The sequence below is a fragment of the Streptomyces sp. NPDC056144 genome, from assembly GCF_042264145.1.
In the GTDB taxonomy this organism is placed as follows: Bacteria; Actinomycetota; Actinomycetes; order Streptomycetales; family Streptomycetaceae; genus Streptomyces.
In genome coordinates this window covers 66,458-79,023 of the sequence record NZ_JBHJVF010000005.1, presented here as the reverse complement: position 1 = coordinate 79,023, position 12,566 = coordinate 66,458, and the positions used below count along the sequence as shown (strand labels likewise).

The 12,566-nt window shown below is 72.5% G+C and carries 10 protein-coding genes; 4 read left to right on the top strand and 6 right to left on the bottom strand.

The genetic code is table 11. From position 1 onward, the window contains the following. The first annotated feature begins 28 nt into the window (after window positions 1-28). Window positions 29-1,075, top strand: a complete 1,047-nt coding sequence (locus tag ACFC0Z_RS17125) for a LacI family DNA-binding transcriptional regulator (RefSeq protein WP_376438130.1) — start codon at window positions 29-31, stop codon at window positions 1,073-1,075. A gap of 41 nt (window positions 1,076-1,116) precedes the next feature. Beyond that, window positions 1,117-1,683 (top strand): Uma2 family endonuclease, encoded by a 567-nt coding sequence (locus tag ACFC0Z_RS17120; protein ID WP_376438128.1) that lies wholly within the window; start codon window positions 1,117-1,119, stop codon window positions 1,681-1,683. Window positions 1,684-1,705: 22 nt separating this feature from the next. Here the strand turns inward: ACFC0Z_RS17120 and ACFC0Z_RS17115 are convergent, their stop codons facing one another. Together ACFC0Z_RS17115 and ACFC0Z_RS17110 are read right to left on the bottom strand one after the other, a co-directional pair. After that, on the bottom strand, window positions 1,706-2,269 hold the full coding sequence (locus ACFC0Z_RS17115; RefSeq protein ID WP_376438126.1) for an AAA family ATPase: 564 nt from the start codon (window positions 2,267-2,269) through the stop codon (window positions 1,706-1,708). A gap of 34 nt (window positions 2,270-2,303) precedes the next feature. Further along, window positions 2,304-3,257, bottom strand: a complete 954-nt coding sequence (locus ACFC0Z_RS17110) for an EamA family transporter (RefSeq protein ID WP_376439130.1) — start codon at window positions 3,255-3,257, stop codon at window positions 2,304-2,306. Window positions 3,258-3,347: 90 nt separating this feature from the next. On the opposite strand from ACFC0Z_RS17110, the gene ACFC0Z_RS17105 reads away from it, so the two are divergent. Both ACFC0Z_RS17105 and ACFC0Z_RS17100 read left to right on the top strand, forming a co-directional pair. Further along, entirely contained in the window at window positions 3,348-4,259 is a 912-nt protein-coding gene (locus tag ACFC0Z_RS17105) for a LysR family transcriptional regulator (protein WP_376438124.1), read from the top strand. Between the two features lie 114 nt (window positions 4,260-4,373). Further along, window positions 4,374-6,173, top strand: a complete 1,800-nt coding sequence (locus tag ACFC0Z_RS17100) for a glycoside hydrolase family 3 protein (RefSeq protein WP_376438122.1) — start codon at window positions 4,374-4,376, stop codon at window positions 6,171-6,173. Between the two features lie 84 nt (window positions 6,174-6,257). On the opposite strand, the gene ACFC0Z_RS17095 is transcribed toward ACFC0Z_RS17100, so the two are convergent. The 4 genes from ACFC0Z_RS17095 to ACFC0Z_RS17080 form a co-directional block, all read right to left on the bottom strand. Continuing rightward, on the bottom strand, window positions 6,258-7,718 hold the full coding sequence (locus ACFC0Z_RS17095; protein WP_376438121.1) for an aminopeptidase: 1,461 nt from the start codon (window positions 7,716-7,718) through the stop codon (window positions 6,258-6,260). 99 nt (window positions 7,719-7,817) lie between these two features. Continuing rightward, window positions 7,818-8,273 (bottom strand): hypothetical protein, encoded by a 456-nt coding sequence (locus ACFC0Z_RS17090; RefSeq protein ID WP_376438119.1) that lies wholly within the window; start codon window positions 8,271-8,273, stop codon window positions 7,818-7,820. Window positions 8,274-8,371: 98 nt separating this feature from the next. Continuing rightward, on the bottom strand, window positions 8,372-12,115 hold the full coding sequence (locus tag ACFC0Z_RS17085; protein ID WP_376438117.1) for an ABC transporter ATP-binding protein: 3,744 nt from the start codon (window positions 12,113-12,115) through the stop codon (window positions 8,372-8,374). A gap of 126 nt (window positions 12,116-12,241) precedes the next feature. Then, window positions 12,242-12,550 carry a hypothetical protein gene (locus tag ACFC0Z_RS17080; RefSeq protein WP_376438115.1) on the bottom strand — a complete coding sequence of 103 codons (309 nt, stop codon included), beginning with the start codon at window positions 12,548-12,550 and terminating at the stop codon, window positions 12,242-12,244. Between the last annotated feature and the right edge of the window lie 16 nt (window positions 12,551-12,566).

Here is a 12,566-nt window from a genome sequence, read left to right as displayed (position 1 = left end):
CGCAGACGATGCTGGAGGTACGCAGACGATGACCGTCACCCTCGCGGACGTGGCCGCGCGCGCCCAGGTGTCCCCCGCGACCGTCTCCCGCGTCCTGAACGGCAACTACCCGGTCGCCGCGTCCACCCGCGAACGGGTCCTCCGCGCCGTCGACGAACTGGACTACGTCCTCAACGGACCCGCGAGCTCGCTCGCCGCCGCGACCTCCGACCTGGTCGGCGTCCTCGTCAACGACATCGCCGACCCCTTCTTCGGCATCATGGCGAGCGCGGCGCAGAGCGCGATCGGGGAGAGCGCGTCGGGACGCGGCGGAGGCGAGAAACTCGCCGTCGTCTGCAACACCGGCGGCTCCCCCGCGCGCGAACTCACCTACCTCACGCTGCTCCAGCGGCAGCGGGCCGCGGCCGTCATCCTCATGGGCGGCTCCCTGGAGGACCCCGAACACCTGGCGGCGACGGCGGCCAAGCTCGCCAAGCTCGCGGAGGCGGGGACGCGGGTCGTCCTGTGCGGGCGGCCGCCCGCGGCCGGCGACGCGCACGCGGCGGCGCTCGTCTTCGACAACCGCGCGGGCGCGCGGCGCCTGACCGAGCACCTGCTCGGACTCGGCCACCGGCGCATCGGGTACGCGGCGGGGCCGACCGACCGCACGACGACCCGGCACCGCCTGGAGGGCCACCGCGAGGCGCTCGCGGCGGCGGGCGTCCCCGAGGGGCCGACGGTCCACGGCGCGTACGACCGCGGCGCCGGCTACGAGGCGACGGCCGAACTCCTCGCGCGCGACCCGGACCTGACGGCCGTCGTCGCCGCGAACGACACGGTGGCGCTCGGCGTCTGCGCGGCCCTGCGGGAGCGCGGCCTGTCGATCCCCGGCGACGTCTCGGTGGCGGGCTTCGACGACCTCCCGTTCTCGGTCGACGCGGTCCCGGCCCTCACGACCGTCCGCCTGCCCCTCCACGAGGCGGGCATCCACGCGGGCCGCCTGGCGATGGGCGCGGAGGAGCCCCCGGCGGGGGGCCTGGAGACGGTGGAGGCCGGACTGGTGATCAGGGGATCGACGGCCCGGCCGAGGGGGTAGGCGGCCGCTATCGTGGGACGTGACGGCATACGGAGGCCCGCATGACGACGATAGAGATGGACACTCGAAGCGCCTGGGAGACGTTGAAGGGCGCCAATCTGCCTGGCGGCTACCGCGTGGAGATCACAGACGGGAAGATCATCATGACGCCGCGGGGGCGGGAGCAGTGGAAGGTCATCCTCAAGGCCGCGCCACAGATCGAGCAGCAGCTGGCCGACCATGGCGAGATCCTTTCGGACGTCATGATCGACTTCCCGTCCAGCCTGTACGGCTACGCTCCGGATCTCGCCATCGTCGCCCCTGGTTCCGACCTGAACAGCCGAGGACGCTACGAGTGGCACAGCCTGGAGGCCGTGCTGGAGATCGTCTCAAGGAGCACCCGAGACAACGACTTCGAGAAGAAGTTTCGGATGTACGCCGAGTGCGCCATCCCGCTCTACGTGATCATCGACCCCTCCGACAACACCTGCACGATCCACCGCCGGCCGACCCGCCGGGGCACCTACGACGAGCAGGAACAGATCGCCTTCGGCGAGGATCTCGTCCTCCCCCTCGAAGGGCGGGACATCGTCGTGAAGACCGACGGGTTCCCGCGCTCCGAGGGCTGAGGGACGGGCGCACCGCCGTCGGCTACTTGTCCGGCGTCAGGCCCGTCGCCGCCAGGACCGCGTCCACCGTCTCCTCGACGGTCTGTTCCGCGTTGTCGATCCAGACGCCCTCGGTCAGGAGCTCCTCGCGCATGGCCTCGTCGAGGAACGCCCAGTTCGTCGTGAGCTTCTTGTGGCGGGCGTTGTTCCGTTCCCAGGCCTTGTCCGGGCCCGGGGCCAGGATCACCACGTGGAGCGGGACCGCCTTCACGTGGGCGCGGTAGAAGTCCAGGTGGGAGCGGCGGACGACGACGTCGTCGAAGACCGGCAGGAAGCCCGCCGTCGCGAAGCTGTCCGCGAGGAGGCAGCCGTTGCGGGCGCGCAGCAGGATCTGCCGGTCGGCCTCCGGGTCGCCGTCCGGGTTGGGCCAGTGGCAGCCCTGGACGATCAGCTCCTGGAGGTGGTCGATCTCGATGTGCGCGGCCCGCGTGAACCGGGCGGCGAGCGCCGCCGCGACGGTGGACTTCCCGCTTCCCGGGATTCCGGCCAGCAGCAGGGCGCCGGGGGCGGGTTCGGCACTGTCGACGACGACGTTCTCGAAGGTCATACGGGGCGGGAGCCTCTCTCGGTGACGGCGACCGCTACGGGCGGTCATGCGCGGGCGACACCGTAACCCGGGCCGCCTCGGCCGTCGACCGATTAACCGCCCCGCCCGGCAGGGACGTCCCGCCCGGCAGCGAGGTCCTGCCCGGCAGGGAGGTCAGCGCCACTCCCCCGACGAGCAGCGCCGCCGCGCACCAGCGCAGCGGGCTCACGCCCTCGCCCAGGAAGAGCGCCGCCGCGGACATCCCGAAGACGGGGACGAGGAGGGAGAAGGGGGCGACGGAGGAGGCGGGGTAGCGGCGGAGGAGCAGGCCCCAGGCGCCGAAGCCGAAGACGGTCGTGATCCAGGCGACGTAGACGATGACTCCGGCCCCCGTCCAGTCGAGTGCGCGCAGCGCGGCGAGGTCGCGGTCCGGGCCCTCCAGGAGGAGGGAGAGGGCGAGCAGCGGCAGGACCGGGACGACGCTGACCCAGACCATGAAGGTGAGGGCGTCGGGCGGGGCGGCCTTGCGGGTGAGGACGTTGGAGACGCCCCAGCAGGCCGCCGCCGCGACGATCAGGGCGAAGCCGGCGAGGGGGCCGGAGCCGCCCTCGTCGACGGCGGCGACGCCGATGCCCGCGAGGGCGACGGCCATGCCGGCGATCTTGCGGCGGCCGGGGCGTTCGCCGAGGGCGGCGAAGGCGAAGAGGGCGGTGAAGACGGCCTGGACCTGGAGGACGAGGGAGGAGAGTCCGGCCGGGGCGCCGAGGTCCATGCCGGTGAAGAGCAGTCCGAACTTCGCGACGCCGAGGACGAGTCCGACGCCGACGACGTACTTCCACGCCACCTTGGGGCGGCCGACGAGGAAGACGGCCGGCAGGGCGGCGACGAGGAAGCGGAGGGCGGAGAAGAGCAGCGGCGGGAAGTGGTCGAGGCCGATCTCGATGACGACGAAGTTCACTCCCCAGACCGCTGCGACGAGCGCGGCGAGGGCGATGTGGGCGGGGCGCATGCCTTCGAGGATGCCGCCGGTCACTCTTTAGCACCAGCACGGGTTGCTTCATGGTGGGATGAAGCAACACTTCATCGAAGAGGAGCTTCCGTGCTCGATCTCGGCCGCCTCCGCGCCCTCCACGCCGTCGCCGTCCACGGCAGCGTCGGCGCCGCCGCCACCGCTCTCGGCTACACCCCGTCGGCGGTCTCCCAGCAGATCGCGAAGCTGGAGCGGGAGACCCGGACGACCCTGGTCGAGCGCAGCGGGCGCGGCATCCGGCTCACCGACGAGGCCCATCAACTGGCCAACACAGCACAGGAGTTGCTCGCGCTCGTCGAGCAGGCGGAGGTGCGGCTCGAAGAGCGGCGCGGGCGGCCCGCCGGGCGGCTCGCGATCGGCTGCTTCGCGAGCGCGGCGCGCGGGCTCATGCCCCGCGCGCTCGCCGAGCTCGCCCGCCTCCACCCCGACCTCGACGCCCGTCTCTCCGAGGTCGATCCGCACCTCTCGGTCGACCTGGTCGCGCGGGGCGTGATCGACCTGGCCGTGGCGCACGACTGGGACATCGCCCCGCTGCCGACCCCGCCCGGGGTCGAGCGGGCCGTCATCGGCGACGACCGGTGCGACATCCTCGTCCACCGCGACCACCCCCTCGCCGCCCGGGAGTCGGTGCGCCGGGAGGAGCTGGCGGCCGAGCGGTGGATCTCGCAGCCGCCGGGGACGGTCTGCCACGACTGGCTCACGCGCACGCTCCGGGCGACGGGCTTCGAGCCGCTGATCACCCACCAGGCGGAGGAGAACCACACCCAGGTCGCGCTGGTCGCGGCCGGTCTCGGCATCGCGCTCGTCCCGCGCCTGGGGCGCGGGACGCTGCCGCCGGAGGTGACGCCGGTGCGGCTCGACCCGGTGCCGACGCGGCGGCTGCACGCCATGTGGCGTACGGGTGCGGCACGGCGGCCGGCGATCCGCGAGGCGGTCCGTACGCTCCAGGAGCTCTGGCCCGCGATCGCCGCCGCCGACTGAGGTCCCGGACCCGCCAATCCTGCGCACATCCTTGACCTGGCAGTTATTTTCCGGATATCCGTGACCCCTTGGAAGTTTCCTTCACCACCACACGCACGGCCGGAAGGAGCACCAGTGCAGCGTCGCACCCTTCTCGCGGTGACCGCGGCCGCCGCCGCCGCGGCTGTCACCGGAGTCGCCGCCCCCCTCGCCCAGGCCCGTCCCGACGACCGGCTCCGGCGGATCATCGACGGGATGTCCCTGGAGGAGAAGGTCGGCCAGCTGTTCGTCATGCGGGTGTACGGGCACTCCGCGACGGCACCCGACCAGGCCGACATCGACGCCAACCTCAAGGAGATCGGCGTCCGCACCGCCGCCGAGCTCGTCGAGCGGTACCACGTCGGCGGGATCATCTACTTCGCCTGGGCCCACAACACCCGCGACCCGCACCAGATCGCCGGTCTCTCCAACGGCATCCAGCGCGCCGCGCTCGCCGGGCCGACCCCGCTTCCCGTGCTCATCTCCACCGACCAGGAGCACGGCATCGTCTGCCGCGTCGGCGAGCCCGCGACCCTGCTGCCCGGGGCGATGGCGCTGGGCGCGGGCGGTTCGCACGCGGACGCCCGTAACGCCGCCCGGATCGCGGGCACCGAGCTCGCCGCCGTCGGCATCCGGCAGAACTACGCCCCCGTCGCCGACGTCAACGTGAACCCGGCCAACCCGGTCATCGGCGTCCGCTCCTTCGGCTCCGACCCGAAGGCCGTCGCCGGGCTCGTCGCCGCCCAGGTCAAGGGGTACCAGCGGGCCGGTGTCGCGGCCACGTCCAAGCACTTCCCGGGCCACGGCGACACCGCCGTCGACAGCCACTACGGCCTGCCGACCATCACCCACACCCGCGAGCAGTGGGCCGAGATCGACGCCCCTCCGTTCGTCTCCGCGATCGCCGCCGGCATCGACTCGATCATGACCGCGCACATCGTCGTCCCCGCCCTCGACCCCAGCGAGGACCCGGCCACGCTCTCCCGGCCCATCCTCACCGGCATCCTGCGCGAACAGCTCGGCTACGACGGCGTGGTGGTCACCGACGCGCTCGGCATGGAGGGCGTCCGCACCAAGTACGGCGACGAGCGCGTCCCCGTCCTCGCGCTCAAGGCCGGTGTGGACCAGCTGCTCAACCCGCCCCGGCTGGACGTCGCCTGGAACGCGGTCCTCAAGGCGGTCAAGGACGGCGAGCTCACCGAGGAGCGGCTCGACGCCTCGGTCCTGCGGATCCTGCGCCTCAAGACGAAGCTGGGACTCTTCCGTCAGCCGTACGTGAACCCCGCCGGCGTCGACCGTTCCGTCGGCACCCAGGCCCACCTCGACGAGGCCGACCGGATCGCCGAGCGCACGACCACCCTGCTCCTCAACGAGGACGGCTTCCTTCCGGTCTCCCCCGCCTCGCACGGCTCCGTCCTCGTCGTCGGCGCCGACCCGGCCTCGCCGTCCGGCACCACCGGGCCGCCCACCACCACCCTCGCGGGCGCCCTCACCGAGCTCGGCTTCTCCGCCACCGCGCTCTCCACCGGCATCACGCCGACCGCCGCGCGGATCGAGGAGGCGGTCGCGGCCGCGGCGGGGAAGGACCTCGTCGTCGTGGGCACGTACAACGTCTCCGCGACCAGCCCGCAGCGCACCCTCGTCGCCCGGCTCGTCGCCACCGGCGTGCCCGTCGTGACGGTCGCCATCCGCAACCCGTACGACATCGCCCGGATCGACGGCCAGCGGGCCACGCTCGCCAGCTACTCCTGGACGGACGTCGAACTCCGCGCCGCCGTCCGCGTCCTGGCCGGCCGCGCCAAGCCGCTCGGCGGCCTTCCCGTCCCGATACAGAGCGCGGACGACCCGACGCGGGTGCTCTACCCGGTGGGCCACGGCCTGTCGTACGACGAGTAGCCGTACGCGGGACAGCGCGCCCCGCACGCGAAGGTGCCCGGCGGTCTGCGACGGACCGCCGGGCACCTTCACGCGCAGAGGGGGTTACGGCCGCAGGCCGTGCCCCTGCTCCACGTCCTCGTCGACCTTCTTGTCGATCCGGGCGTCGAAGCGCGCCAGCGGCTGCGCCGCCTGGACGGCCGGGGCGGACAGGCCGGCCCACGCCAGGATGCGGGCGGTCGCCGCGTCACGCTCGGCGGGGACGAGACCGGCGACGTTGGCGCCGTGGTTCATGCCCGGAGCGGTGTAGACGTAGCTGTCGCGCGCGCCCTTGTCGACGCGGAACGGCTCGGCGCCCCACGGGTCGTTCTGGCCGTAGACGAAGAGCATGTGGTGCGCGTTCTTGCGGACCCAGTCGTCGACGTCCCGCATGACCTGCGGCTGGAACTTCATCGGGATGTCGCCCGGGACGAAGTTGCGCGGCGGCTGGTAGCCGTAGCGGCTCAGGCCGTCCAGGTGCGGCTGCTGGATGGTGGGCGCGCCCAGCTGGGTGCCCGCCTGGTAGTAGTACGGCGTGTAGTAGTCGAGGCCCTGGTCGGTGTACGCGGACCAGCCGGAGTACGCGTCGATCGTCTCGTAGACGACGTCGTCGGTCGCGGTCGCCGCGTCCGGGATCTCGGCGCAGACGCTCTCGCCGTAGTACTGCCAGAAGCCCCACACGAAGTCGAGGACGACGGCCTCGTACGCCCGGTCGAGCGAGCCGATCGTGTTGAAGGTCGCGCCCTCGGCGGCGGCCCACTCCTTGTACTTCTTCTCCAGCGGCTCACGGCGGACGAGCGCCTCGCGCTGCATGGCGTTGAGGCGGTTGCGGCAGTCCTCGGTGCCGACGTTCTCGAAGAACCGGTCGTAGGCCGAGTCCTCCTTGTTCACCACGTCGTTCGGGGCGACGTAGGCGACGACGCCGTCCATGTCCCGCGGGTAGAAGCGCTCGTAGTACGTGGCGGTCATGCCGCCCTTCGAGCCGCCCGTGGACAGCCAGTTCTTGCCGTAGATCCTCTTCAGCGCCTGGTAGATGCGGTGCTGGTCGCTGGCCGCCTGCCAGATGTCGAGCTTCGACCAGTCGGCCGGCTGCGGGCGGGACGGCGTGAAGAAGCGGTACTCCATGGATATCTGGTTGCCGTCGATGATCCGCGTCGGCTCGGCGCGGCTCGGCGTGGTGCTCAGTCCGTAGCCGCTGGTGCGGAAGACGGAGGGGCGCTCGGTGTCCTTGTGCAGGACCGAGAGCCGCTGCTTGAAGGTGCCCGCCCAGGGGCGCCGGTGGTCGATCGGCTGCTCGTACTCCAGGACGAAGAAGCGGTAACCGGCGTACGGCTTCTCCTCGATCAGGCTCATCCCGGGGATCGCCAGGATGCGGTCCTTGATGTCCGCGCTCTGCGCCTGCGCGGACTGCGCGTCGGCGACGGCCGTGGCGTCGGTCTCCGTGTCCGCGGCGGTGGCCACGCCCGTGGAGCCGACGGTGCCTATGAGCACCGAAAGCGACACCAGCCATCCGAGCGACTTGCGCATGCGTCCTCCCCTTGGTTCACAACGGTGACGCGAACCTAGCGGGGTCGTGGTGCGGACCGCCAGAGCAAAACGCTCCTTACCTTTGGACTTTCCTGTGCTTCAGCAGAGGATCCAGGGCGTGGACTTGCTCCTGCCCCCGACCGAACCGTACGCGCGGACGCAGCGGTTGAGCGCGTGGACGGTGACGGGGCCCGCCTGACGGGCGAACTTCCCCGCCTTCACGGCGGGTCGGCCGCCGCGCGGCTGGAGGGAGACGGTCATCGCGCGCCGGGCGGACGGGCCCTTGGCGACGGTCACGGCGCAGGCGTAGTGGCGGGTGCGGTAGAGCCGCAGCTCGCCGGTGGCGAAGGCGTACGTCTTGGTGGGGCGGCCCTGGCAGACGGAGGCGGCCTCGGCCGTCCCGGCGCCGGGACCGAAGCCGCCAGAGCCGCCGGAGCCGAGGCCGGGCAGCGGGACGAGGAGCAGCGCGAGGGCGGCGAGGAGCGGTCCGAGGACACGGGTGAGCAGCCGGCGGCGGAGGTGGTGCGGCGGTGCGTCAGGCGTGTCCTCGGTCATGGGACCCCTCCCAGGCATGTCGATGCGTCGTACGGGCGTACGACGCACGAGCCCCCGGAATGGTTGCTTCCGGGGGCTCGTGGCGCTGGCGGGTGACGTCAGACGCGCTCCGGCTCGGCCTCCTCGGCCTCTCCGATGAACGCGCTCCACAGCGCCGCGTACCGCCCGCCCAGGGCGAGCAGCTCGTCGTGCGTGCCGTCCTCGGCTACCCGCCCGTGGTCCATGACCACGACCCGGTCCGCGCGCGAGGCCGTCGTCAGACGGTGGGCGACGACGAGGGTCGTCCGACGGCCGGCGAGCCGCTCGGTGGCCTGGTTGACCTGCGCCTCGGTGGCGAGGTCGAGGGCCGCCGTGGCCTCGTCGAGGAGCAGCACGTCCGGGTCGACGAGCTCGGCGCGGGCGAGCGCGATGAGCTGCCGCTGACCGGCCGACAGGTTCCGGCCGCGCTCGGCCACCTCGTGGAGGTAGCCGCCGTCGAGGGTGGCGATCATGTCGTGGGCGCCGACCGCGCGGGCCGCCGCCTCCACCTCGGCGTCGCTCGCGTCCGGACGGCCGTACGCGATCGCGTCGCGGACCGTCCCGGGGAAGAGGTACGCCTCCTGGGGGACGACACCGAGCCGGTGGCGGTACGCGGTCAGGTCGAGCTCCCGCAGGTCGGTGCCGTCCGCGGTGACCCGGCCGCCGGTCGGGTCGTAGAACCGGGCGACCAGCTTGACCAGGGTGGACTTGCCCGCGCCGGTCTCGCCGACGAAGGCGACGGTCTGCCCGGCGGGGATCCGCAGGTCGACGCCGCTGAGGGCGTTCTCCTCGCCGCCGTTCTCGCCGTTGTACGCGAACGACACGTCCTCGAAGGCGATCTCGCCGCGCAGCGCGCGGACGTCCCGGGGCTCGGCGGCCGGGGCCGTCGAGGTCGGCTCCTGGAGGAGCTCCTGCATGCGCTTGAGGGAGACGGCGGCCTGCTGGTAGCCGTCGAAGACCTGCGAGAGCTGCTGGACGGGGGCGAAGAAGAGGTCGATGTAGAGGAGGTACGCGACGAGCGCGCCGGTGGTGAGGGTGCCGGCCTCGATGCGGTTCGCGCCGACGATCATCACGGCCGCCGCCGCGACCGAGGAGATCAGGGTGACGAACGGGAAGTAGACCGAGATCAGCCACTGGCCCCGGACGCGCGCCTCGCGGTACTCGGTGCTGCGCGCGGCGAACCGCTCCACGCCCGCCCGCTCGCGGCGGAAGGCCTGCACGATCCGGAGGCCGGAGACGGACTCCTGGAGGTCGGCGTTGACGACGCTGATCCGCTCGCGCGCCAGCTCGTACGCCTTCACGCTCGACCGGCGGAAGAAGTACGTGGCGACGGCGAGGACCGGGAGGGTCGCGAAGACGACCAGGGCGAGCTGGAGGTCGAGCACGAGCAGCGCGACCATGATCCCGAAGAAGGTGACGACGGAGACGAACGCGGTGACCAGACCCGTCTGGAGGAAGGTCGAGAGCGCGTCGACGTCGGTCGTCATCCGGGTCATGATCCGGCCGGTGAGCTCGCGCTCGTAGTAGTCCAGGCCGAGCCGCTGGAGCTGGGCGAAGATCTTCAGGCGCAGGGCGTAGAGGACGCGCTCGCCGGTGCGGCCGGTCATCCGGATCTCGGCGGTCTGCGCGACCCACTGGACGAGGACCGTGACGAGCGCGAGCGCGGAGGCCGCCCAGACGGCGCCGAGCGCGAGCCGGTTCACGCCCTCGTCGATGCCGTGCCGGATCAGGACCGGCAGCAGGAGGCCCATGCCCGCGTCGAGGGCGACGAGACCGAGGCTGATGAGCAGCGGGAGCCCGAAGCCGCGCAGGAGGCGGCGCAGGCCGTAGGTGTCCTCCGGGGAGACCGCGCGGGCCTCGTCGACGTCCGGGGTGTCGTTCGCGGGCGGCAGGGCCTCGACGGCGGCGAGCAGCTCGGGCGTGGCCCCGGGGGCGCTGCTCTCCGGGCCGGCGGCGCCGTCCTCCCGTACCCAGAGGGCCGGGGTGATGCCCCGCTCGGCGTCGAACTCGGCGTCGAGCTCGGCGCGCAGGGTGGCGTCCTCGGGGGCCTCGGTGGGGAGCACGTGGCCGGGCGAGACGGCGCCCAGCTCGTCGGGGTCGGTCAGGAGGCGCCGGTAGAGCGCGGAGCGGGCCTCCAGCTCCTCGTGGGTGCCGATGTCGGAGAGGCGGCCGCCGTCCAGGACGGCGATGCGGTCGGCGAGGCCGAGGGTGGAGCGGCGGTGGGCGATGAGCAGGGTCGTACGGCCCGCCATGACCGACTTCAGGGCCTCGTGGATCTCGTGCTCCACCTTGGCGTCGATCGCGGAGGTCGCGTCGTCGAGGAGGAGGAGCCGGGGGTCGGCGAGGATCGCGCGGGCGAGGGCGACGCGCTGGCGCTGGCCGCCGGAGAGGGTCAGGCCGTGCTCGCCGACCTTGGTGTCGTACCCCTCGGGGAGCTCGGTGATGAAACGGTCCGCCTGCGCGGCGCGCGCGGCCGTCTCGATCTGCTCCTGGGTCGCGTCCGGGACGCCGTACGCGATGTTGGCGCGGACGGTGTCGGAGAAGAGGAAGGAGTCCTCCGGGACGAGGCCGATCGCGGCGCGCAGCGAGTCGAGCGTGAGCTCGCGGACGTCGTGGCCGCCGACGAGGACGGCGCCGTGGCCGACGTCGTAGAAGCGGGGCAGGAGGAGGGAGACGGTCGACTTGCCGGAGCCGGAGGAGCCGACGAGGGCGACGGTCTCGCCGGGCCGGATCGCGAGCGAGAACCCGTCGAGGACGGGGCGCCCGTCCTGGTACGCGAAGGACACGTCGTCGAACTCGACCGTGGCGGGCGCGTCGGCCGGGAGCTCCTTCGTGCCGTCCTCGATGGCCGGCTCGGTGTCGACGAGGTCGAGGACCCGCTCGACGCCGGCGCGGGCCTGCTGGCCGACGGTGAGGACCATGGCGAGCATGCGGACCGGGCCGACGAGGGAGGCCAGGTAGGCGGAGAAGGCGACGAAGGTGCCGAGGGTGATCTGTCCGCGCTGCGCGAGCCAGCCGCCGAGCGCGAGGACGATCACCTGGCCGAGGGCGGGGACGGCCTGGAGGGCGGGGGTGTACTTCGCGTTCAGCCGGATCGTCCGCAGCCGTCCGGCGAACAGCTTCCGCCCGGCCTCGCGGATCTTGCCGGTCTCCTGGTCCTCCTGGCCGAAGCCCTTGACGACCCGGACGCCGGTCACGGCCCCGTCGACGACCCCGGCGACGGCGGCCGCCTGCTGCTGGGCGTGCCAGGTGGCGGGGTGCAGGCGGGTACGGCTGCGCTTGGCGATGAACCAGAGGGCGGGGGCGACGGCGAGCGCGACCAGGGTCAGCGGGATCGACAGCCAGGCCATGACGGCCAGCGAGATGAGGAAGAGCAGGATGTTCCCGATGGTCATCGGGAGCATGAAGAGCAGGCCCTGGATGAGCTGGAGGTCACTGGTGGCGCGGCCGATGACCTGCCCCGTCGACAGCTCGTCCTGCCGCCGCCCGTCGAGCCGGGAGATGGTCCCGTACATGTCGGTGCGCAGGTCGTGCTGGACGTCGAGGGCCAGCTTGCCGCCGTAGTAGCGGCGGATGTACGTGAGCGCGTAGACGAGGACGGCGGCGCCGAGGAGCAGCCCCGTCCAGGTGGCGAGGGACCGGGTCTTCGTCCCGATGACGTCGTCGATGATCACCTTGGTGACGAGCGGCACGAGCGCGAGCACGGCCATGCCGAGGAGCGAGGAGCCGAGCGCGAGGAGCGTGTTCGCCTTGTACCGCCACGCGTACCCCGTGAGCCTGCGCGCCCACCCCTGCTGCCGTTCCGCCGCCTGTTTCTGCCCCACCGCCGCCACGAGTGGCCTCCCGTCCGTCCTGCTCTACCGGAAGCCCCAACACGGCCGACGTGCCATTTCATCCCGCGTTCACAAAACTCGGGCTGCGGTCCTAGGACCAGGGGGGCGCGGGGCGCCTCACAGGAGCAGGGTCCCGTACCCGTAGTAACCGAGGACGGCCACCGTCACGAAGACGACGACGGAGACGGTCGCCAGGCGCCCCCGGCCCGTGCGCTTCGAACGGCGGAGCAGCACCCAGCCGCCGTAGGCGGTGAGGAGGACGACGATCCCGACGACCGCCAGGGTCAGCACGGGGTTGGCGCCCATGCCCCACACGAAGGCGAGCCCCAGGCCCACCACCGCCAGGATCGCCACCACCGACAGGATCGCCTCGCCCACGGTTTCGACGACCAGTTCCTTCAGGACCTCCCAGGCGCCCCGTGCCACGGTTTCCCCCTCGCGT

Bases quoted from the DNA above. Each gene is read 5' to 3' on its own strand.
- ACFC0Z_RS17125 (WP_376438130.1), top strand. From the start codon at position 29: ATGACCGTCACCCTCGCGGACGTGGCCGCGCGCGCCCAGGTGTCCCCC.
- ACFC0Z_RS17120 (WP_376438128.1), top strand. From the start codon at position 1,117: ATGACGACGATAGAGATGGACACTCGAAGCGCCTGGGAGACGTTGAAG.
- ACFC0Z_RS17115 (WP_376438126.1), bottom strand. From the start codon at position 2,269: ATGACCTTCGAGAACGTCGTCGTCGACAGTGCCGAACCCGCCCCCGGC.
- ACFC0Z_RS17110 (WP_376439130.1), bottom strand. From the start codon at position 3,257: ATGCGCCCCGCCCACATCGCCCTCGCCGCGCTCGTCGCAGCGGTCTGG.
- ACFC0Z_RS17095 (WP_376438121.1), bottom strand. From the start codon at position 7,718: ATGCGCAAGTCGCTCGGATGGCTGGTGTCGCTTTCGGTGCTCATAGGC.
- ACFC0Z_RS17090 (WP_376438119.1), bottom strand. From the start codon at position 8,273: ATGACCGAGGACACGCCTGACGCACCGCCGCACCACCTCCGCCGCCGG.